We start from the raw sequence: 20,627 nt of genomic DNA on the forward strand, positions 1-20,627 counted from the left end.
ACCAATTTTTGGAGGCGTTTTAATGGACCGCTATTTAGATTTACTTTCAGAGAAATTCCCCACAACGGAAGATGTCATCACGGAAATCATCAATCTCGAAGCAATTTTACAGCTTCCAAAAGGAACAGAGTTATTTTTGAGCGATATACATGGCGAATTTCCTGCTTTTGATCATATTCTGCGTATCGGTTCAGGAAATCTTAAAGAAAAGATCAAAGACCTTTTCTCTGAACAAATGACGGAAACAGAGATTAGCCAATTCACTATTTTTACGGCTTATCCAGAATATGCATTGACGACTGAGTGGTACAAAAAACAAGATAAATCCCAGCTGATCCATCGTTTGATCGATCTTTTACGGTTTACGACAGTCAAATACACTCGATCAAAAGTTCGAAAAGGATTGCCGAAAGAATATAGCTATATCATTGAGGAACTCTTGTATATCGATGATCGTATCAACGGGAAAAAAGACTATGTAAAAAAAATCATTGAACAGCTTGTCTTGATGAAGGAAGAAGAAAAATTTTTAACAAAACTTGCGCAGACGATCCAAAAATCTGTCATCGATCATTTGCATATCGTGGGTGATATTTTTGATCGGGGAACTCAAGCAGCCAAAGTGATGGATCGAATCATGGATTTTTCCTCTGTAGATATCCAGTGGGGGAATCATGATATTTTGTGGATTGGTGCGTATTGCGGCTCTGAGGCATGTTTATTGACGCTTTTACGGATTGCCGCACGCTACAACTATTTATTTGAATTAGAGAAAGAATATGGATTAAATTTACGTCCATTATTTTCTTTTGCCCATCAAACTTACCAGAAGAATCCTGTATTTACACCTAAAAACGGGAAAGATCTATCTGAAAGAGAACAAGAAGAATTAGAAAAGATCCATCAAGCACTTTCTATCCTCCAATTCAAATCAGAACATCAGTTGTTGGATCGACGACCTGAATTTAAAATGGACGATCGTAAATTGTTGGAAAAAATCAACTACGAGGAATCAACAATCGATTTAGAAGGTCAGCTCTATGAGTTGAAAGGGACTTGTTTTCAAACGATCCAGCCAGATGATCCTAAAAAGTTCTTGGAAGAGGAACAAAAAGTGATCGATAGTTTGATGTATTCATTCCAACACTCGTTAAGAATGCAAAAACACATGACGTTTTTGATCGAAAAAGGGGGAATGTATCTCACGAATAATCAGCATGTACTGTTTCATGGCTGTATACCTGTAGATGAAAAGGGGCAGCTCTTAGCATTTGAATTAGACCAATCTTATCGCGGAAAAGAATTACTGGGATTTTTTGAAAAACAGATAACTGAAAGCGCAAAAGATTTGACTGCAAAAGAAGACTTGGCGACCGATTTGATTTGGTATGCGTGGAGCGGGCCATTTTCGCCTTTATTCGGCAAGAGTAAAATGGCAACTTTTGAGCGCTATTTTCTCACAGAGCCTCATACGCACGTCGAAAAAAGCAATCCCTATTATCACTTGCGAGATGAAGAGTGGTTCAGTGAAAAAATTTTGGCAGAATTCGATGCAAAAGAAGAAGGTTCAGCAATCATCAATGGACACACACCAGTAAAAGTAAAAAAAGGGGAGTCACCGATCAAAGCAAACGGAAAAGCATTTGTTATTGACGGAGGTCTATCCAAAGCTTATCAAAAAACAACCGGGATTGCTGGCTACTCACTACTATGCAATTCTTACGGTTTCCAAATCGTGACACATTATCCGTTCTTGCCTATTGAACAACAATTTGCAAAAAAATCTGATCAAACGAATGTAAAAAAAGTGATCGAGCAGCAGCTCCCACGCAAACTTAATCGAGATACGACAAAAGGAATGGAATTACAGCAACAGATTACTCAGCTCCAAAGGCTGTTGGACTATCGAAAGGACGATTGAGAAAAATGCTAGCCAACATTGCTCAATAGACTAAAAAGCGACTGCAACAAAAGGCGTGCCACTGTCTCCTTCGGTATTAGCTCAAAAAACGGTAAAATATGAGAAGCGATTTTTCCGTTTTATTTCTCTAATACTCAGGTCAGGGCGCTGATTTCACGACCTCTGATTCACGGTGTTCAAAAGCTTGCATCTGCGGTAATAAGCCCAGCCAAACGAAAAATATGAGAAGCTATTTTTGTTTGACTGTTCTTATTACTTGATGCAGGACAGCTTTTTCACAACTTCCTCAGAAAAACGGTTAAAATTCATTCACAAAGAAATCGAATAAACGCTGTTCAGATGAATCTACACGATGAGAAAGTTCCGGATGCCATTGGACACCAAGGATTTTGTGCATATTATCTTTACTTTGGACTGCTTCAATGAGTCCATCGTTGGAAAAGGCGATGGCTTTTAACAAAGGAGAAAGATCTTTGACTGCCTGATGATGATAGGAATTCACAAAGTATGAATCAGGGAGAAGGTCACTTAATAAACTGTCCGAAACGATTTTGACTTCGTGAGTCGCAAACTGCGGGGCAGTGGGCTGTTGTTCGTGTTTTACGGACCATTTTGGATATAATGAAAGATCTTGATAAAGTGTTCCTTCCAACACGACATTCAATAGTTGAAGTCCTCGGCAGACTGCAAAAATCGGTTTTCTTTGTTTCAATGCTTCCAAAATCAATGCCTGTTCGAATTGGTCTCGTTGAATATTTGTTTCCGTCAGTTTTGGATGAGGATCTTCCATGTAAAGTTGCGGACTAACATCCTGACCGCCTGCAAAAATAAGTTTGTCGATTTTCTCAATTAGTTGAGGCGCTGAATCTGGAGACATGACTGGCAGAATAAGAGGCAATCCTTGAGCATCTAAAACTGCATCCACAAATCCCTGCGGTGTGTAGCTTACTTGATTTCCTTGGAAAATATCTGTTGCTCGAATCAGTTGATTCCCGGCAATGCCGATGATTGGTTTCATTTTTATTCCCCCTAAAGTAGACTAATTGTAACAAGGATTTAAAAAAATTTAAACTATGTAAGACTTGCCCCTATACTTATCTGTTCTTGCTGTGTTACTATCTGTAAAGAGAATTTTCGTGTGAAATTCATGACGATAGTTGAAAATATTGCTTAATTTGTTATAATAAAAAGTAAGCAGAAATAAAAAGGTTGGGCGTAAGCTTCAAGGATCTAGTTCTTCAAGGGGTGAGAAGGACATTTTATTGAAGGGGCCTGCCTATACTAAGTTATCTTTAGAGGTACATACTTTCAATGAAAAAAGAAAGCATGTACCTCTTTTTTAAATCGAAAGGAAGTGAAGCAAGTGTTAGAAGCATTGGAACAAATCCGAAAAGCAGAAGAAGAAAATGAGAAGCGTGCCCGAACCCTACGGCAGCAGTTGAAGACCTATGCAGAAGAAAAAGAGCAAGAATTGGAGATAATCCAAATAAACAATCGGCAACAGCTGAAACAGTTGGTAGAAGAAAAAGAACAATTCGAAAAGCAAGAATTAGAAAAAGAAAAAATGAAATTGAAAGCAGAAGCAGACAAGGTGCAAGCTACTTTGAAAGACCAATATCAAAAGCATCAGAGTCAAGCAATCGGTGCAATCATTGAAAGGGTGAAAGAAACTTATGGCCGTCACTAAGATGGAAAAAGTGACCCTCATTTCAGATAAAAGAAATCAGGAGAGGATTTTACAAGCAGTACAAGGAATCCAAAATGTTGAAATCCGGGATCTGTATCAAAATAGAACAAATAACCAGTGGGTAGAAAAATATTTTCCAGATACCACGATTATTGATAAAGAAGCAAAATTAAGCGCTTTAGGCAATCGACTGAAAGACATCCAAGAAGCTATCCAATTCATACAACACCACGGCGATAGCCGTCAAAAGAAACTCCATTTGAAACGTCAAGAACTTTCCTTACAAGACTTGGAAGCAAATTATTCCGAAGAAAATTTCATGAATAAATTAGAAGAAGTCCTTGATTTAAAAGAAAAGTGGGAACAGCTAACTGAAAAACGCGATCGTTTAGAAGAAGAGGAAGAATGGCTTCTTCATTGGCAACAGCTGGATATTGCTCCAAGTATGTATGCAAGTAAGACGACCCTTTTTGAGATGGGGACTGTGAGTGCAGCAAATTTTGAAAGTTTCAAGGAAGAACTGAGTAAACTTGATGACGTTTATATGGAAGAAATAGATTATACGCCAAAACAAGTTTATCTTTCGTATGTTGCTTTAAACAAATCAGCTGCTGCAATAGAAGAAATTGCTGGGAAATACGGGTTCAATAAAGAAACGTATCCTTATGAACAAAATCCTAAAGAAAAACTGCAAGAAACCAAACAGCAATTATCCATTGTTCACGAGCACCAAAAGAAGATAACAACAGCGTTAGGTCAGTGCAGCGGCTATATCCAAGAATTTGAATGGGTAGAAGAAGTCACACTTGCCGTTGCAGAACGGGAAAAAGTAAAAGAACGGTTTATCCATGCCACTTATCTGATCGTTTTGCAAGGTTGGGTAGATGCAGAAGAAAAACAGAATTTGATGCATCTGTTAAACGAAACTGTATCAGAAGAAGATATATATGTTAGTTTCGAAACACCAAACTCAGAAGAGATTCAGCAGGAAGTCCCTACTAAATTGAAAAATCATCCGCTTATCGAACCTTTTGAATTGCTGACTGAAATGTACAGTCTGCCAAAATATGAAGAAGTAGATCCAACACCTTGGATGACACCATTTTATCTTGTCTTCTTCGGGATGATGGTCGCAGATGTTGGTTACGGATTGCTGATGCTCATTGGGACAATACTAGCTCAAAAACTACTTGTTTTACCACGTGGGATGAAACGTTTCGTAAAATTCTTTGAGATTCTCTCGGTACCATCGATCATCTGGGGATTGATCTACAGTTCATTTTTCGGACAGGCATTACCAAAAGAACTGTTTGGCATTCGCTTGCCTTTCCCAATCCTATCTACGACGGATGACGTCAATACGATTTTGATTTTATCCGTGATTTTCGGTCTAATACAGATCTTGGTTGGATTATTTGTGGCAGCAAAGGAAAATATCAGGAGAAAAGATTACTTGAGTGCTGTCAGTGATGGATTTGCCTGGCAAGGAATCCTAATTGGAATCGTTATTGCATTGATTGGTGCCATGTTGATAAAAAATACAGCATTTGTTTATCTTGGCGTGGGGCTATCGATCATTGCTGCTTTATGTATCTTAATCGTGCCGATTATCCAATCGCCGTCTAAAGTCAAGGGTGCTGCTAAAGGAGCGTATAATCTTTACGGATTGACTGGTTATATCGGTGATTTAGTCAGTTATACACGTTTGATGGCACTAGGTATTTCAGGCGGAAGTATTGGCGCGGCATTCAATATGCTAGTTGCTTTCATGCCGCCAGCCGCTCGATTCAGTATAGGGATCCTTTTGATCATCGCTTTACACGCACTGAATATGTTTTTGACACTGTTGAGTGCCTATGTCCATGGCGCACGATTGCAGTATGTCGAATTTTTTGGAAAATTTTATACAGGAGGCGGACGTGCCTTTGACCCGCTGAAAACGGCGGAAAAATACGTCAACATCAATCATAAGAAAAAAAACAATAAATAATTGGAGGATTTTTATACAATGATGGATTACTTAATTAGTCAAAATGGTGGAATGGTATTTGCAGTATTAGCGATGGCAACAGCGACGATTTTTTCAGGGATCGGTTCAGCTAAAGGTGTTGGAATGACAGGTGAGGCAGCAGCAGCGTTAACAACAAGTCAACCCGAAAAATTCGGACAGGCTCTGATTCTGCAATTGCTTCCAGGTACGCAAGGGTTGTATGGATTCGTTATCGCCTTTTTGATTTTTATCAACTTAGGAAATGATATGTCAGTTGTACAAGGTTTGAACTTTTTAGGCGCTTCTCTGCCGATTGCTTTTACAGGCTTGTTTTCAGGTATCGCCCAAGGGAAAGTTGCAGCAGCAGGTATCCAAATTTTAGCGAAAAAACCTGAACATGCTACAAAAGGAATCATTTTTGCTGCGATGGTTGAAACATATGCGATTTTAGGTTTCGTTATTTCCTTCCTATTAGTATTGAATGCCTAAGCATAAAGGAGGAAAACCAGATGAACGCCATTGAAAAAATCATCTCTCAGATGAATGAAGCAGCAGAGCAAGAAAGAGCGGCGTTAGAGCAAGAAGAGCGAATGAAGATCGATCAAAACTTTGAACAAAAACGTACGCAAATCGAAACAGAACATCAAAAACAAAAAGAAAAACAAATCGAATTACTTGAAAAAAAATACCGTCAGCTTAGGAATCGCCAACAAGTAGAAGTGCGACAAGAAAATTTGAACGCGAAGCAGGAAATTTTACGTCGATTGTTTGCAGATGCAATAGCTGAAATGGAGAATTGGGATGAATCTGAACAAATCCAGTTTATCAAAAATTCATTGTATTCATTACCTTTGACAGGCAAAGTAACATTCATTGCTGGAGAAAAAACAGCAGCTTATCTTTCTCAGACATTGTTGGATGAATGGAACAATGAACTTCCATTTACGATGGTTTTAAGCGATGAATCTGTTGCTGGTCAAGCTGGGTTTCTGATAAACGATCAAGGAGTTCAGTATAATTTTCTTTTCAGCAGCCTTGTACAAGATATCCAAGGAACGATGAGTTTTGAGATTGCCAATCAATTATTCGAATAAGGAGGGATCAGTGTATGGAATACCACGAACTAAATCCCTTGATTCGCGGAAGAGAGCTTGAACTTTTGTCCAATGAGACATTTGAACGGATGATTCAAACCAATTCTGTCGAAGCACTTGGTGAGATATTGAAATCCACGATTTACAGTCCATATATCTATGACGGATATGAATATGACTTTGAACAGAATCTTTTAAAGGAGCAGAGCCGTCTATTTCGCTGGTTAAAGGAATCAGCACCGGAGCCTGAAATCGTTTGGATCTATACGATGCGTTATACTTTCCATAATCTGAAAGCTTTAACAAAGGCTGAGATGACAAATCAAAATCTGGACCATTTGTATATCGACGATGGGTTTTATTCATTAGAAACCTTGAAGGATGCCATTCATACGCAAGTTTCAAATGAACTCCCTGAAAGTATTATGGATAGTATACGAGAAGTCCGCGATTATTTTGAAGAGTCTACCATTCTTCAGGGAATCGATGTGATCTATGATCGGCAGTTTATGACTGAACAGCGACGGCTTGCCGATAAGCTAGGATATCAAGAATTACTGACAGAAGTCATTACTTTTATTGACTTGACCAATATCACAACGATGGCTCGAGGAATATTGCAGAAAAGAACATATGGGTTCATGACGACGGTGCTTTCCAGTTCGGGAAGTATCGAAAAAGAAGTATTTTTGAACTTTGTAGATAAAGACATGGAAGCTTACACGAACTTTCTATTAGAGACAGATTATGCTGAGTTTCTGCGTCCTGTCATCCGTGAGGGAAATCTTGATCTCGTAAAGCTTGAACAGTTGAAAGATGATTATCTAAGTTCATTGTATCAAGAAGCACAAACCCAGGCTTTCGGACCACTGCCACTACTAGCCTTTTTGAACGCAAAAGAGGTAGAAAGCAAAAACCTTCGTTTACTGGTTATCGGCAAAAGAAGCCATTTCGAACCAGAAACAATCAGAAAGCGGGTGAGACAAGTCTATGACGCATAAGATCGGTGTAGTTGGCGACAAAGATTCTGTTTTGCCATTCAAATTGTTTGGCTTCGATGTTCGTTACGGTACAACCAAGCAGACCGTTCGCCAGGCAATTGAAGAAATGGCAAAGAATGAATATGGCGTGATTTATGTCACAGAGCAATGTGCAGCATTGAGCCCAGAAACGATCGAACGTTACAAGGAACAAATGATACCTGCTATCGTATTGATTCCCAACCATCAAGGATCATTAGGGATTGGGCTGGAAGAAATTCAAAAGAACGTAGAAAAAGCAGTAGGTCAAAATATCTTATAGTATGAAAAGGAGATAGAAATTTTGCAAATTGGAAAAATCATAAAAGTCTCCGGACCTCTTGTAATGGCTGAAAACATGTCTGATGCCAGTATCCAGGACATGTGTTTAGTGGGAGATCTAGGAGTTATCGGAGAAATTATCGAGATGCGTGGCGATGTGGCGTCTATTCAAGTATATGAAGAGACTTCTGGAATTGGTCCAGGCGAACCGGTTCGCTCTACTGGTGAAGCTTTATCTGTTGAATTAGGACCAGGGATCATTTCACAAATGTTTGACGGAATCCAACGGCCATTAGATACCTTTATGGAAATCACACAAAGTAATTTCTTAGGACGGGGAGTCCAATTGCCTGCATTGGATCATGAGAAAAAATGGTGGTTCGAACCCACATTAGAAGCCGGAGAAACGGTTAGTGCTGGCGATGTGATTGGAATCGTAGAAGAAACAAAAGTTATCAAACACAAAATCATGGTGCCAAATGGGATAAAAGGTACGATCAAAACAATCGAAAAAGGATCGTTCACTATTGATGAAACCGTATGTGTCGTTGAAACTGAAAATGGTGACAAAAACTTGACGATGCTCCAAAAATGGCCAGTCAGACGTAGTCGGCCAATCAAAGAAAAATTAAACCCTGATGCACCGATGATCACCGGACAGCGAGTGATCGATACGTTCTTCCCAGTGACAAAGGGGGGAGCAGCAGCTGTTCCTGGTCCATTTGGCGCAGGAAAAACAGTCGTTCAGCATCAAATCGCAAAATGGGCCGATGTGGACCTGGTCGTTTATGTGGGATGCGGTGAACGCGGAAATGAGATGACGGATGTTTTAAATGAATTCCCTGAATTGATTGACCCTAATACAGGAGAATCGTTGATGGAACGTACGGTATTGATTGCCAATACATCTAACATGCCAGTAGCGGCTCGAGAAGCTTCTATCTATACGGGAATCACGATTGCGGAATATTTCCGTGACATGGGTTATGACGTTGCTATCATGGCTGACTCCACTTCACGATGGGCAGAAGCACTTCGTGAGATGAGCGGACGTTTGGAAGAAATGCCTGGTGATGAAGGTTATCCAGCTTATCTTGGTTCCCGTCTTGCGGAATACTATGAACGATCTGGAAGAGTCATTGCTTTAGGATCAGAAGGTCGCGAAGGAAGTATAACCGCAATCAGTGCTGTATCGCCTTCTGGAGGGGATATTTCGGAACCAGTCACACAAAATACATTGCGGGTCGTAAAAGTATTCTGGGGACTTGATTCGACTTTAGCCCAAAAAAGACATTTTCCTTCAATCGATTGGATCCAAAGTTATTCTCTTTATTCAACAGAAGTAGGGAAGTACATGGATCATATCCTTCAAGCTGACTGGGCATCCATGGTCACTGAGGGCATGCGTATTTTGCAGGAAGAACAGCAGCTGAATGAAATCGTGCGTTTGGTAGGGATTGATTCCCTTTCAGATAATGACCGTCTGACATTAGAAGTGGCAAAATCCATTCGTGAAGATTATTTGCAGCAAAATGCTTTTGATGATGTCGATACATTCACTTCAAGAGAGAAACAATTCAAAATGTTGAAGATGATCTTGACCTTTGGTGAAGAAGGACGCCGTGCGTTGTCGTTAGGTGCTTATTTAAGTGAGATCATGGACGGTACCGTGTCGATTCGTGAAAGGATCGGACGAAGCAAATATATCCCGGAAACAGAATTAGAAAAACTAGATCAAATTATCGGTGAAATCAAACAAACGATGCAAACAATCGTTTCAGAAGGAGGCATGAGCAATGATTAAAGAATATCGTACGATCGGTGAAGTCGTCGGTCCATTGATGGCGGTTGAAAAAGTTGCTGGTGTCAAATATGAAGAATTAATCGAAGTCCGTATGCAAAATGGCGAGATTCGTCGTGGACAAGTATTGGAAGTCCAAGAAGATAAAGCAATGGTCCAAATATTTGAAGGAACAAGTGGTATCAATTTACGTGACTCTTCTGTACGATTTTTAGGACATCCTTTAGAACTAGGTGTATCGGAAGACATGATCGGTCGAGTATTCGATGGCTTGGGACGTCCAAAAGATAACGGACCAGAAATCCTGCCCGAAAAGTATTTGGATATTAACGGAGAAGTAATCAATCCAGTAGCTCGGGATTACCCAGATGAGTTTATCCAAACAGGGATTTCTGCAATCGATCATTTGAACACATTAGTTCGTGGACAAAAATTACCAGTATTTTCTGGTTCTGGTCTTCCTCACAAAGAATTAGCTGCTCAGATTGCGCGACAAGCAACGGTACTTGATTCATCAGATGATTTCGCCGTAGTCTTTGCTGCTATTGGAATTACTTTTGAAGAAGCAGAATTTTTCATGGAAGATTTTCGACAAACTGGTGCAATCGACCGTTCTGTCATGTTCATGAATTTAGCAAACGACCCTGCAATCGAACGTATTGCTACTCCTCGTATGGCTTTGACTGCTGCAGAATATCTTGCTTATGAAAAAGGAATGCATGTATTGGTTATCATGACAGACATGACCAACTATGCAGAGGCATTGCGAGAGATTTCTGCAGCACGGCGAGAAGTTCCAGGAAGAAGAGGCTATCCTGGGTATCTTTACACGAACTTAGCTACTTTGTTCGAACGAGCAGGAAGGATCCGCGGACTAAAAGGATCAGTTACTCAAATTCCGATTTTAACAATGCCAGAAGACGATAAGACCCATCCGATCCCTGACTTGACCGGTTATATTACAGAAGGTCAGATCATCTTGACTAGAGAGCTTTACAAGAGCGGGATTCAACCACCAATTGATGTACTTCCGTCTCTTTCGCGGTTAAAAGATAAAGGAACTGGACCCGGAAAGACAAGAGAAGACCATGCGGCTACGATGAATCAGCTTTTTGCAGCCTATGCACAAGGAAAACAGGCAAAAGAATTAGCCGTAGTTTTAGGAGAATCTGCTTTATCTGATGTAGACAAGATCTATGCGAAGTTTGCTGAGCGGTTTGAAAAAGAATATGTCAATCAAGGATTCTACACGAACCGTTCGATTACTGAAACACTTGATCTAGGGTGGGAACTGCTATCGATGTTGCCAAGAACCGAATTAAAACGAATCAAAGACGACATGCTGGACAAATATCTGCCAGAAGGGAAGTGAGTTCTGATGGCACGATTGAATGTGAATCCGACCCGCATGGAATTGACCCGATTGAAAAAACAGTTGACAACTGCCACAAGAGGGCATAAATTATTAAAAGATAAGCAAGATGAACTGATGCGTCAATTCATCCTGTTGATTCGAAAGAACAACCAACTGCGTCAAGAAATGGAAGAGTCTATGACAGAAGCAATGTCTGATTTTGTATTGGCAAATGCTTCGATCACGGAACCTTTCATCGAAGAATTGTTTGCTTTGCCGGCGGAAAACGTTGCTTTATCTATTGTAGACAAAAATATCATGAGTGTAAAAGTACCTGTGATGAATTTTGAATATGATGAACAGCTGACAGACTCCCCTTTGGAATACGGGTATTTGAATTCCAGTGCCGAACTGGATCGGTCAATCGATCGCTTTACTACCTTGCTTCCAAAACTTTTGGAACTGACAGAAATCGAAAAAACTTGTCAGCTGATGGCGAGTGAAATCGAAAAGACACGTCGACGAGTCAATGCATTAGAATATATGACGATTCCTCAATTAGAAGAAACGATCTATTATATTCGTATGAAGCTAGAAGAAAACGAGCGCGCAGAAGTAACAAGGTTGATCAAAGTAAAAAATATGGGTACCACTGACTAAGTGGTATCCTTTTTTAAAAGAGGAAAACGATGATTAAACAAAACAAACAATTAAAGAAACGCTTGCCGGCCGTTCAGCTTCTCGCATTAGGATTTTTTCTCCTGATTTTAGTTGGCGGCGGCCTACTTACCCTGCCATTTTTTAGTAATAGTGGGCATGGGACAAATTTTATCGATGCGCTTTTCACTGCAACTTCTGCCGTCTGCGTGACGGGATTGACGACATTGAATACAGCAGAACATTGGAACAGTGCTGGTCAGTTTTTGATCATGCTTTTGATTGAGATCGGCGGTCTTGGTTTTATGATGGTTCCGATTCTATGCTTTGCATTGATAAAGAAAAAAGTCAGTCTCAGCACACGTATTATATTAAAAGAAGCGCTAAATCTAGAAGAAGTATCAGGTGTGATGAAGCTCATGCTTTACATCCTGAAATTGGCCTTTGTGATTCAATTGATTGGTACGGTTGCTTTATCTTTTGTATTTGTGCCTGAATTTGGCTGGCTGAAAGGGATCTGGTACAGTTTGTTTCACGCAATCTCTAGTTTTTGTAATGCAGGGTTTGATTTGTTAGGAGACAGTTTAGCCAATCACCAGCAAAATGTTTATTTGATCATGGTGGTATCTGCTTTGATTATTTCTGGCGGATTAGGCTTTATCGTTTGGCGTGACTTATTGGAATATCATCAGAAAAAGAAGATGACGATTCATTCAAAAATCGCATTAACCGTTACAGGTACCCTTTTATTAGGCGGTTTTGTTGTGTTCTTTTTCACAGAACACAATGGGGCAACGTTAGTGGAAGGGAATATGTTTCAACGATTGGCAAATACTTTTTTTATGAGTGTAACACCTAGAACGGCTGGATATTATTCAGTTGATTACCTCCATATGAGTCATGCCGGTCTGATCTTAACGATGTTTTTGATGTACATTGGCGGAACATCTGGGTCGACTGCCGGCGGATTGAAAACAACTACGTTAGGTGTGTTGCTGATCCAGATGCGTTCGATGCTTAAAGGACGTACGAGAGCGGAAGCATTTGGCCGTACAATCCGTCAAGGCGCAGTGTTGCGAGCACTCACGTTGTTTTTTATCACGTTGACACTGTGTGTAGTCGCCATCATGATTTTATCAGTGACTGAAACGATACCTAAAACTTCTGGCATCGAATATATTGCTTTTGAGGTCTTCTCTGCATTTGGAACAGTAGGACTTACGATGGGATTGACGCCAGATTTGACTGCAATAGGGAAATTGATCATTATAGCGCTTATGTACATTGGACGAGTTGGGGTATTGACTGTGGTCTTCTCTCTGATGACAAAAGCACAAAGAACTCAATCAAAATACAAATATCCAGAAGAAAGTGTCATGATTGGATAAAGTATGCGGATAACATAAATAGAGGTTGTGACAGAAGGAGGCAGCTTCAAGAAATAAGAAGGAATTTACGGAAATTACTTCTCAAATTTTTGTGAAATTTCGGCTTATTTCCGAAGAAGCTACTTCTGGAACATCGTTTATTCGAAAAAAAGAAACTGTGACAAGATTTTTGTCACAGTTTCTTTTTATTAGCCTCGGATGACTTCGATTTTATAACCATCAGGGTCAATGACAAAGTAGTAAGAAGGCGCAGTGCCAGGTAATCCTTTTAAGTCAGTAATTTCAAGACCTGCAGCTTTATGCTGTTCATGTAATTTTTCTAAATCATCAGCTGCAATAGCGATATGACCATAACCATTTCCTAAATCATAGGCACCATGATCGTAGTTATAAGTCAACTCTAATTCATAGTCATCCCCAGGAAGTGTCAAATAAACAAGTGTAAATTTGTTTTCTGGAAAATCACGGCGGCGGCTTTCTTCAAAACCAAATGCCTTTTGATAAAATTCGATTGATGCTTCAAGATCTTTCACTCGAACACATGTGTGAGCCATTTTCATAGATTCATCTCTCCCTTTCCTTTTATTTAATCATAACAAAAAGAAGTAAGGAAATAGTTGATTTGTGCTTGTTCATGAGAAATTTCTCATGTAAAATGGATAGAAAATAAAACTGTTAAGGTGGAAACTATTCATGGATAAACCAATTTTTGGTGAAAAAAAGCAATTTGCTGATTATCAAACCCGTTATGCAGCATATATCGTCATAGAAAAAGATCAGCAGATTGCAGTAATCGAGGCTCCAAATGGTGCTTTTTTTCTTCCTGGCGGGGAAATTGAAGGAGATGAGACGAAAGAAGAAGCAATCGTTCGTGAGCTAATAGAAGAAATGGGGATTGCGGCAGAAATTGCTTTCTATCTGGGAGAAGCAGATGAGTACTTTTACTCGAATTATCGTGCAACTTATTACTATAATCCAGGATATTTCTTTGCTGCTGATTCTTGGAAGCGTATAGGAGAACCCACAGAAAAGACCAATAAAATCTGGTGGGTCAGTCCTCGAGAAGCACTTGATAAATTGAAACGTGGCAGCCATCGATGGGCAGTCGAGAGATGGATCGAAAAAAATAATAAATAAAAACTGAAAGAAAGCGAGTAGACCAGCTTTCTCTCAGTTTTTTATTTATTACAGAACGTATTTTTTGATTGCTTCAGCTACACCGTGTTCGTCGTTCGATGAAGTGATGACATTTGCTGCTTCTTTGACAAGAGAAACGGCATTTCCCATAGCTACTCCTAGACCAGCATATTCAATCATGGATAAGTCGTTCTCGTTATCCCCTATAGCCATGATTTCATCTTGGTCAATACCAAGATGTTGTCCAAGATTCGCAACTGCCGCACCTTTACTTGCTTCTTTATTTAGTACTTCGAAGTAATAGGGTGCACTTTTGACCGTTGTGTATTTATCACGGAAAGTTTGCGGTAAACGTGCAATTGCTGCGTCTAAAATTTCTGGTTCGTCGATCATCATCATTTTGACGATGTTCATGTCTGGTGTCATTTCTTCAGGTGTTCGATATTTTAGCGGCATCTTGACTAAGCTTGCTTCGTGTATCGTATAAGCGCTGATATCTCGATTAGGTGTGTAGATTGCTTTGTCATCAATCGAATGGAGATGACTGCCAACACGGCGTGCCATCACTTCGATTTCTAGAAAATCTTCATGAGTCAGACCGTGACGGGCGATGATTTTACCTGATTTTGTTTGTTGTACGAGTGCCCCATTATAAGTAATAACGTAATCATTATCTTGAAAAAGGTCCAGCTCGTTTAACTGTTCTTGGACACCTGGTAAGGGGCGACCAGTACATAAAACGATTGAGACCCCTTTTGCAACAGCAGCGGCAATCGCTTCTTTTACTTCTTTTGTTACTTCTCTTTTCTCATTTAATAAAGTACCATCGATGTCGATAGCGACTAGTTTGATAGCCATAATTTCCTCCAATATATTTTAGTTTATTTCAATCAATGCGCCATTACGGATATGGCTGGCAAATTCTTGATAAGTTTCATCAAATAAATCATAATGATCACGCAAGGATGGGTCAACCATTTCTTTTGGAAAGAAAAATCGCTCATCTCCTTGTTCTTGTCCCGCTAAAGCGGCAACAAGCTGACTAACCTGTGATAATTCTATCAAAGTTCCGTCATTTCGCAAAATCTCGATTTGCGTACGATGTCTGCCTTGTTCTGGGCGATAAAAATCATAAGGCAGATCGTAGCTAGAGTTGACAGCAGTGTAATAAACAGGGTTATAGCCGACCTTTTCTACTAACAAAGTGAGTTTTTGAATCAAATTTGAATCTCGGTTGCCAGAAAAAGTGGCGGATTTCAGTGGTTTACGATTCAAAAAACGTTTAGCTAAATCATTTAAAATAGGATCAGCAGATTCAGACCATTGAGTAAAGTAAGTACCCAAGACCCCATCATCAAGTTTGAGGTATTCTTCTAAAGTAAAGCTTCCGTCAAGAAATGGCAAGAGTAGTTGAGAGTGTAGTTCAAAACTGCTGGCATCTTCTTGATACAACTCGTGCGCGCGATGAAGCAGATGCTCCAAGATCACTTCCATACCACGGGAAACAGGATGGAAGTACACTTGCACATACATTTGATATCGGCTAACGATATAATCTTCCACTGCATGCATGCCGCTCATGGAAAAGGCGATCCCGCCTTCATATGGACGAATCACACGTAATATTCGGGTAAGGTCGAATGTTCCATACTCCGTTCCGGTGAAATAAGCATCCCGAAGCAAATAGTCCATTCGATCTGCATCGATCTGGCTGGAAATCATTTGGACAACTTGCGGATTAGAGTAGGTTTTTTGGATCACGCTCGCTACTTTTTCAGGAAAACCTTCTTCTACTCGGTTAAGGATCTGATACACCTCTGTTTCTGGAGAAGTGATAATCTCTACAGTGATAGCCTCGTGATTCGTATGGAAGATATGCTCGAATGTATGAGAGTAAGGACCGTGACCGACATCATGCAATAGTGCCGCACATAAAGTTACCAGCCGTTCCTGATCATCCCAGCCTCCGTTGCCTATCTTTTCTTTTGGAAAATTTCGAGAAAAGATATCGCAAATTCGTCTTGAAATCTCATAAACACCTAATGAATGGGTAAAACGGCTATGTTCTGCTCCGTGAAAAGTGAAAGAAGCAGTGCCTAATTGTTTGATTCGTCGCAGACGTTGGACTTCTTTCGAGTTGATCAAATCTAAGATTACTTGATGCTGGACATGGATATAGTTATGGACTGGGTCACGAAAAACTTTCTCCATAGGCAGCATTTGATATTTATAAGGGGTTGTCATATTGTAGCTCCTTTATGTTATTGCGTTGTTTCATTCTCTGGATTTGGTTGTTCCATTGCTCCAGCTGGATTTCTTTTTTTAGCCAGTCGGTAGAATCCAGTAAATCACTTGCAGAATACAGCTTTTCAAAAGCTTTTGCAAATGCTTCTTTGACTTCTTCTACGAGAAGGGGATGGTCAAGCAGTTCTTCAAGTGTTGCCATTGTGGCAGGATCGACTGCAGGATAGCCATTTGTACCAAAGCTTTCTTTTAAAGCAGATTGATAAAATCGTTTCATGACTTGCCCACGCTTTTCCTGATTACCGTTGACACTTAAGTACATCATAACAGAAATCCCATTTTTGATGCGACGCTGAGCGATGCCGGCAAATTTTTTGCCATGGATGCTTAAATCATAAGTTCCAGGACAATAAGAATGGGTGATTTCGAATGCTTGAATCGGTGCCTTCAGAAAGGCGTATTTAGTCAATCGGAGCATTTGCTCGTAAGCTCCATCGATGGTTATTTTTTTTTGGTCATTCTGGGGGAAAATCAAAGAAATATTCAAAACCCCTTCGTCTGATACGATTCCTAATCCACCTGAGTTTCTGATTACCGGAGCATAACCTGCATCTTTCAGTGTTTGGATCCCGTCTCTAAGAAAAGGTGTCCGAACATCTTTCATACCTAAGATGACGGTGCAGTCATATTGCCAGAAATGCAAAAAGATCTGCTGGTGTTCTTTGGAATATTCCGTTAATATATCTGTTAATGCGAAAGGGGAAAAGTCGTTTTTTTGATAAATGTGCTGATCTAGTCGAATCGCAGGGTTCATTCAACCGGCTCCTTTTTATAAATTCATATTTTCTACAATATTATACTCTAAATTCAAGGAGTTGTTTTGGAAAAAAGGTTTTCTGTAAAAATGGACAAGTTGGTTGACAAAACAAAAGAAACTAGGAACAATGTAGCTATGAGAAGTAAAGGAGAATGAAGAATGGAATTATCACAAGGAACACCGATTTCGATCAAATTGCGTACAAAAGTGAAGCAACAAGGAGAAGTGCAAGATTTTTATTTTGATTTGAAAGGGCAAATGGTGACGATTGGCGATACGCTGTACATACGGTATAAAGAGATGCAGGAGGAAACAGGCGATGAAATCCCTGTAACGATCAAATTAGTTCCAGATGGTCATGTACAGCTGATTCGTGCAGGAGAAATGCGAATGCGTTTGAAATTTGGTTATAAAGAACGGTTAGAAACAGCCTACCGAACACCATACGGTATGATTCAGATTGCTACCTTTACGAAAGAACTGCATGTAAGTTTGAAAGACCGTCCCACAGCAGGAAAGGTTCGGATCGATTATGATTTGTTCATGGGACTAGAAAAAATCGGCGAATATTATTTGACATTGGATTTTACAGCGTAAATATAAAAGAAAAGTTTGATTTTTTGTGTCTGATTTTGTATGATAAGGAGTAGACTGTGAAAGGACGTGTCCTGATTGGAAATTAGTGTATTTGAAGGTGCAAACAAAAGCGAATTATCAATGATCGAAGTAGCACACGCGATCTTAGAACAACGTGGCGATGTCATGGATTTTTCTGATTTAGCCAACCAAATCCAAAACTATCTTGGCAAATCAGACAGTGAAATTCGTGATTCACTCGCACAATTTTATACTGACTTGAATATTGACGGCAGCTTTATCTCATTAGGGGATAATCGTTGGGGCTTGCGTTCATGGTATGCTATCGATTCGATCGATGAAGAAGTAAACCATGGAATGGACGAAGAGGATGAAGATACTCCGCGTCGCCGTAAACGCAAGAAAGTCAACGCCTTTATCAATGATGATGAAGACGCGATCGATTACAATGACGATGACCCAGAAGATACAGATCTGACAGAAGAAGACGACGATGATCTGTTTGATGACGATGATGATGAAGATGAAGAAATCGCTGCTTATAATTCTGACTTGCAAGAAATTGGAGCAGATGACCCAACAGATGATGAAGAAGACTTGCCTGGGAATATCGAAGAAGATTTAAGTATCATAGACGAAGACGATGATGATGAAGACTATGAAGAGGAAGAATTTTCTGACTCTGAAAAAGAATAAACATCATTTACTGTAGAGGCTGTGACGGAAGTGGTCAACTTCAAGAAATTTCCACTTATTTCCGAAGAAGCTACTTCTAGAACACCGTGTATCAGAGGTTGCAATAGAGACGTTGAAGCTATCAGAATAAGAAGGTGTGACATGATTTTTGTCACACCTTCTTTTTTGTATATAAAAATTCAAAGTAAATACATAAAAAATAAAATAATTGAAACTTTTAGCGTACCTTGTACGTCATATTAAGTGAGGCGGAAAGGAGTGGAGAATGATTTTTACTGGATATAAGAAAAAACGGCAGATTGAAAAATACCGTCACCTGCTGAATGGACTCATCGAAACTGATTATCAAAAAATGTTCCGTATCACGATGAATTACGTACATGATAAAGAAGAGGCCTTAGATGTGATGCAAGATAGTTTCCATAAAGCACTGAAGTATTTTGAAAAAGAAAAAGAAATCGAGCATTTTAGTGCATGGTTTTACCGGATATTGATCCGCACGGCATTAGATAGTTGGCGCAGACAAAAAAGGACACCTGTTGACTTATTTGAAATTCAAGATATCCCGCAGCAATTACCTTTAGAAACTTCCGTTGCAGAACTTCATATGATTTTAGATAAAATAGACAGTCCGGAAAAAGAGATTCTGATCCTTTACTTTTTTGAAGGATTTCGTTTGAAAGAAATTGCGACTATCTTAGATATGAACGAAAACACAGTTAAAACAAAAATGTATCGTTCACTGAATGTTTTACGTCAAATCCTAGAATGAAGGAGAGAAGACCGCTATGTATTCTCAAAAAGAAAAGTTAAAAAAACTAAAGAAAACTTATAAAGAACAAGAAATTCCAAGAGGGCTTCAAGAGGAGATCCGCCAGCGTTTTCTTATCGAAGAGCAATCATTCATAAAAGCAAGACGGAGAAAAAGACGCCTCCAAGGGTTCGTAGTATCTTTGGCTATCGTGATGATTACAACAAGTAGTCTCCTTTTTAATAGTCAAGTTCGAAGCTTTGCAGAAGACTTGCCAATTTTAGGATCAGTCATTGAATTGATCTTAGGTGAACGTTTTACTGATCAATCTGAAAAAATAGATATTCAAGTACCGAAGATCCATACTCAAAATGAGAAAGAAAACAAAACGATTCATGGATTAAACCAAAAATACTTTCACGAAGGACAAGCAGATTTTAAAAAAGCTGAAAAAGAATATGGAAATCTTGAAACGGATCATTACCAAGTTCTGGGTGATTATCAGAAAATCGTAGACGATGACCGGTTTCTTGTGATCGAAAGACAGATTACCCAAACAGCAGCGGATAGCCACGTTGAAAAAAGATACGACACGATCGACAAGAAAAACAGTGTCCAGCTCTCACTTCCGCTGTTATTCAAAGATGACACCTATCTATCTGTTTTGACAAAAGAAGTCAAGCGGCAAATGGCCGAACAAGTCAAGGAAGATCCGTCTAAGTACTATTGGACTGAACAAGATATTCAAGAAGGAACGATAGAAAAACCAACACTTGTTACACCAACACGAAGTTTTTATTTGAATAAAGAGCATCAATTAGTTCTGACTTTTTCTCAATATGAAATTGCTCCTGGTTATATGGGAACACCAGAATTCGTCATTCCCAAGTCCGTGACAAAAACGATTTTGGCATCGGAAAATTATTTGGATCATTAGGCGAGAAGTAGTTGCGACTAGCAGTTTCAAATTTTTACAGTTATTTTCAAGTAAGTAATTAAGAAGAGAAAGAAGAGATATAGTGAAAAGAAATTACTTAGTTATCAGTATCATTGCTTTATCCGTGCTTTTATTTTTCGAAGTCACTTCGGTCGCATCATTGATCAGCGAAGAGAAAGGAAAAGTAACTTCATCGGAACGCTCATCACAATCTTTCAAACAATCAGAACAATCAACGAATAAAAACAAGTCGAC

21 protein-coding genes, 1 pseudogene and 1 other annotated feature are annotated in these 20,627 nt (G+C 39.4%); of the genes and pseudogenes, 17 read left to right on the forward strand and 5 right to left on the reverse strand.

Annotation, left to right across the window (positions count from 1 at the left end; all coding sequences use genetic code 11):
- The first annotated feature begins 22 nt into the window (after positions 1 to 22).
- Positions 23 to 1,921 carry a fructose-bisphosphatase class III gene (locus OZZ83_RS11855; protein ID WP_002316434.1) on the forward strand — a complete coding sequence of 633 codons (1,899 nt, stop codon included), beginning with the start codon at positions 23 to 25 and terminating at the stop codon, positions 1,919 to 1,921.
- A gap of 298 nt (positions 1,922 to 2,219) precedes the next feature.
- On the opposite strand, the gene OZZ83_RS11860 is transcribed toward OZZ83_RS11855, so the two are convergent.
- On the reverse strand, positions 2,220 to 2,939 hold the full coding sequence (locus OZZ83_RS11860; RefSeq protein WP_278023364.1) for a gamma-glutamyl-gamma-aminobutyrate hydrolase family protein: 720 nt from the start codon (positions 2,937 to 2,939) through the stop codon (positions 2,220 to 2,222).
- 189 nt (positions 2,940 to 3,128) lie between these two features.
- Positions 3,129 to 3,176, forward strand: a sequence feature (sodium ion sensor (DUF1646 type); this cis-regulatory element may regulate processes involved in with the transportation of sodium ions).
- A 99-nt stretch (positions 3,177 to 3,275) separates the two neighbouring features.
- Between OZZ83_RS11860 and OZZ83_RS11865 the strand changes: the two genes are divergently transcribed.
- The 10 genes from OZZ83_RS11865 to OZZ83_RS11910 are packed head-to-tail and all read left to right on the forward strand — an operon-like array spanning position 3,276 to position 13,193.
- Positions 3,276 to 3,608 (forward strand): hypothetical protein, encoded by a 333-nt coding sequence (locus OZZ83_RS11865; RefSeq protein WP_002312205.1) that lies wholly within the window; start codon positions 3,276 to 3,278, stop codon positions 3,606 to 3,608.
- Positions 3,595 to 5,598, forward strand: a complete 2,004-nt coding sequence (locus OZZ83_RS11870; RefSeq protein ID WP_065763683.1) for a V-type ATP synthase subunit I — start codon at positions 3,595 to 3,597, stop codon at positions 5,596 to 5,598. Before OZZ83_RS11865 ends, OZZ83_RS11870 begins: the two co-directional genes overlap by 14 nt.
- 18 nt (positions 5,599 to 5,616) lie before the next feature.
- Positions 5,617 to 6,087, forward strand: a complete 471-nt coding sequence (locus OZZ83_RS11875; RefSeq protein WP_002292848.1) for a V-type ATP synthase subunit K — start codon at positions 5,617 to 5,619, stop codon at positions 6,085 to 6,087.
- A 20-nt stretch (positions 6,088 to 6,107) separates the two neighbouring features.
- A complete protein-coding gene (locus OZZ83_RS11880; RefSeq protein WP_325066070.1) occupies positions 6,108 to 6,692 on the forward strand; it encodes a V-type ATP synthase subunit E in 585 nt (194 codons plus the stop codon).
- A 14-nt stretch (positions 6,693 to 6,706) separates the two neighbouring features.
- Positions 6,707 to 7,693 carry a V-type ATPase subunit gene (locus tag OZZ83_RS11885; protein ID WP_002308529.1) on the forward strand — a complete coding sequence of 329 codons (987 nt, stop codon included), beginning with the start codon at positions 6,707 to 6,709 and terminating at the stop codon, positions 7,691 to 7,693.
- Entirely contained in the window at positions 7,683 to 7,994 is a 312-nt protein-coding gene (locus tag OZZ83_RS11890) for a V-type ATP synthase subunit F (RefSeq protein WP_002292844.1), read from the forward strand. The genes OZZ83_RS11885 and OZZ83_RS11890 overlap by 11 nt, the downstream gene beginning before the upstream one ends.
- A 21-nt stretch (positions 7,995 to 8,015) precedes the next feature.
- Positions 8,016 to 9,797 (forward strand): V-type ATP synthase subunit A, encoded by a 1,782-nt coding sequence (locus tag OZZ83_RS11895; protein ID WP_002313472.1) that lies wholly within the window; start codon positions 8,016 to 8,018, stop codon positions 9,795 to 9,797.
- Positions 9,790 to 11,166, forward strand: a complete 1,377-nt coding sequence (locus tag OZZ83_RS11900; protein ID WP_002313473.1) for a V-type ATP synthase subunit B — start codon at positions 9,790 to 9,792, stop codon at positions 11,164 to 11,166. Before OZZ83_RS11895 ends, OZZ83_RS11900 begins: the two co-directional genes overlap by 8 nt.
- Positions 11,167 to 11,172: 6 nt before the next feature.
- On the forward strand, positions 11,173 to 11,808 hold the full coding sequence (locus OZZ83_RS11905; protein ID WP_002308534.1) for a V-type ATP synthase subunit D: 636 nt from the start codon (positions 11,173 to 11,175) through the stop codon (positions 11,806 to 11,808).
- A 29-nt stretch (positions 11,809 to 11,837) separates the two neighbouring features.
- On the forward strand, positions 11,838 to 13,193 hold the full coding sequence (locus tag OZZ83_RS11910; protein ID WP_002308536.1) for a TrkH family potassium uptake protein: 1,356 nt from the start codon (positions 11,838 to 11,840) through the stop codon (positions 13,191 to 13,193).
- Between the two features lie 188 nt (positions 13,194 to 13,381).
- On the opposite strand, the gene gloA is transcribed toward OZZ83_RS11910, so the two are convergent.
- Positions 13,382 to 13,753 (reverse strand): lactoylglutathione lyase, encoded by a 372-nt coding sequence (gene gloA, locus OZZ83_RS11915; RefSeq protein WP_002308538.1) that lies wholly within the window; start codon positions 13,751 to 13,753, stop codon positions 13,382 to 13,384.
- Positions 13,754 to 13,886: 133 nt separating this feature from the next.
- Here gloA and OZZ83_RS11920 point away from each other — a divergent pair, with 133 nt between their 5' ends.
- Positions 13,887 to 14,330: an NUDIX hydrolase gene (locus tag OZZ83_RS11920; protein WP_002308540.1), complete on the forward strand. Its 444-nt coding sequence runs from the start codon at positions 13,887 to 13,889 to the stop codon at positions 14,328 to 14,330.
- A gap of 48 nt (positions 14,331 to 14,378) precedes the next feature.
- On the opposite strand, the gene yidA is transcribed toward OZZ83_RS11920, so the two are convergent.
- The 3 genes from yidA to OZZ83_RS11935 are packed head-to-tail and all read right to left on the reverse strand — an operon-like array spanning position 14,379 to position 17,388.
- A complete protein-coding gene (gene yidA, locus OZZ83_RS11925) occupies positions 14,379 to 15,188 on the reverse strand; it encodes a sugar-phosphatase (RefSeq protein WP_002292832.1) in 810 nt (269 codons plus the stop codon).
- A gap of 18 nt (positions 15,189 to 15,206) precedes the next feature.
- Complete coding sequence (locus tag OZZ83_RS11930) at positions 15,207 to 16,574, reverse strand: HD domain-containing protein (protein ID WP_002308544.1); 1,368 nt, start codon at positions 16,572 to 16,574, stop codon at positions 15,207 to 15,209.
- Positions 16,558 to 17,388 (reverse strand): lipoate--protein ligase family protein, encoded by an 831-nt coding sequence (locus OZZ83_RS11935; protein WP_278023363.1) that lies wholly within the window; start codon positions 17,386 to 17,388, stop codon positions 16,558 to 16,560. The genes OZZ83_RS11930 and OZZ83_RS11935 overlap by 17 nt, the downstream gene beginning before the upstream one ends.
- A 162-nt stretch (positions 17,389 to 17,550) precedes the next feature.
- On the opposite strand from OZZ83_RS11935, the gene OZZ83_RS11940 reads away from it, so the two are divergent.
- The 5 genes and pseudogenes from OZZ83_RS11940 to OZZ83_RS11960 all read left to right on the forward strand — a co-directional run.
- Entirely contained in the window at positions 17,551 to 17,988 is a 438-nt protein-coding gene (locus OZZ83_RS11940) for a DUF1934 domain-containing protein (protein ID WP_002292826.1), read from the forward strand.
- A gap of 75 nt (positions 17,989 to 18,063) precedes the next feature.
- Complete coding sequence (rpoE, locus tag OZZ83_RS11945) at positions 18,064 to 18,684, forward strand: DNA-directed RNA polymerase subunit delta (RefSeq protein ID WP_002292825.1); 621 nt, start codon at positions 18,064 to 18,066, stop codon at positions 18,682 to 18,684.
- Positions 18,685 to 18,949: 265 nt separating this feature from the next.
- Entirely contained in the window at positions 18,950 to 19,456 is a 507-nt protein-coding gene (locus tag OZZ83_RS11950) for an RNA polymerase sigma factor (protein ID WP_002292824.1), read from the forward strand.
- A gap of 16 nt (positions 19,457 to 19,472) precedes the next feature.
- Positions 19,473 to 20,372 carry an RsiV family protein gene (locus OZZ83_RS11955; RefSeq protein WP_002308550.1) on the forward strand — a complete coding sequence of 300 codons (900 nt, stop codon included), beginning with the start codon at positions 19,473 to 19,475 and terminating at the stop codon, positions 20,370 to 20,372.
- A gap of 82 nt (positions 20,373 to 20,454) precedes the next feature.
- Positions 20,455 to 20,627, forward strand: a pseudogene (locus OZZ83_RS11960) (polysaccharide deacetylase family protein); the annotation flags it as partial.

The organism is Enterococcus sp. E5-162 (assembly GCF_035725965.1).
Classification (GTDB): Bacteria; Bacillota; Bacilli; order Lactobacillales; family Enterococcaceae; genus Enterococcus_B; species Enterococcus_B lactis.

Coding starts and splice junctions, on each gene's coding strand:
- OZZ83_RS11855 (WP_002316434.1), top strand. CDS start 23: ATGGACCGCTATTTAGATTTACTTTCAGAGAAATTCCCCACAACGGAA.
- OZZ83_RS11860 (WP_278023364.1), bottom strand. CDS start 2,939: ATGAAACCAATCATCGGCATTGCCGGGAATCAACTGATTCGAGCAACA.
- OZZ83_RS11870 (WP_065763683.1), top strand. CDS start 3,595: ATGGCCGTCACTAAGATGGAAAAAGTGACCCTCATTTCAGATAAAAGA.
- OZZ83_RS11875 (WP_002292848.1), top strand. CDS start 5,617: ATGATGGATTACTTAATTAGTCAAAATGGTGGAATGGTATTTGCAGTA.
- OZZ83_RS11880 (WP_325066070.1), top strand. CDS start 6,108: ATGAACGCCATTGAAAAAATCATCTCTCAGATGAATGAAGCAGCAGAG.
- OZZ83_RS11885 (WP_002308529.1), top strand. CDS start 6,707: ATGGAATACCACGAACTAAATCCCTTGATTCGCGGAAGAGAGCTTGAA.
- OZZ83_RS11890 (WP_002292844.1), top strand. CDS start 7,683: ATGACGCATAAGATCGGTGTAGTTGGCGACAAAGATTCTGTTTTGCCA.
- OZZ83_RS11900 (WP_002313473.1), top strand. CDS start 9,790: ATGATTAAAGAATATCGTACGATCGGTGAAGTCGTCGGTCCATTGATG.
- OZZ83_RS11905 (WP_002308534.1), top strand. CDS start 11,173: ATGGCACGATTGAATGTGAATCCGACCCGCATGGAATTGACCCGATTG.
- OZZ83_RS11910 (WP_002308536.1), top strand. CDS start 11,838: ATGATTAAACAAAACAAACAATTAAAGAAACGCTTGCCGGCCGTTCAG.
- gloA (WP_002308538.1), bottom strand. CDS start 13,753: ATGAAAATGGCTCACACATGTGTTCGAGTGAAAGATCTTGAAGCATCA.
- OZZ83_RS11920 (WP_002308540.1), top strand. CDS start 13,887: ATGGATAAACCAATTTTTGGTGAAAAAAAGCAATTTGCTGATTATCAA.
- yidA (WP_002292832.1), bottom strand. CDS start 15,188: ATGGCTATCAAACTAGTCGCTATCGACATCGATGGTACTTTATTAAAT.
- OZZ83_RS11930 (WP_002308544.1), bottom strand. CDS start 16,574: ATGACAACCCCTTATAAATATCAAATGCTGCCTATGGAGAAAGTTTTT.
- OZZ83_RS11935 (WP_278023363.1), bottom strand. CDS start 17,388: ATGAACCCTGCGATTCGACTAGATCAGCACATTTATCAAAAAAACGAC.
- OZZ83_RS11940 (WP_002292826.1), top strand. CDS start 17,551: ATGGAATTATCACAAGGAACACCGATTTCGATCAAATTGCGTACAAAA.
- OZZ83_RS11950 (WP_002292824.1), top strand. CDS start 18,950: ATGATTTTTACTGGATATAAGAAAAAACGGCAGATTGAAAAATACCGT.
- OZZ83_RS11955 (WP_002308550.1), top strand. CDS start 19,473: ATGTATTCTCAAAAAGAAAAGTTAAAAAAACTAAAGAAAACTTATAAA.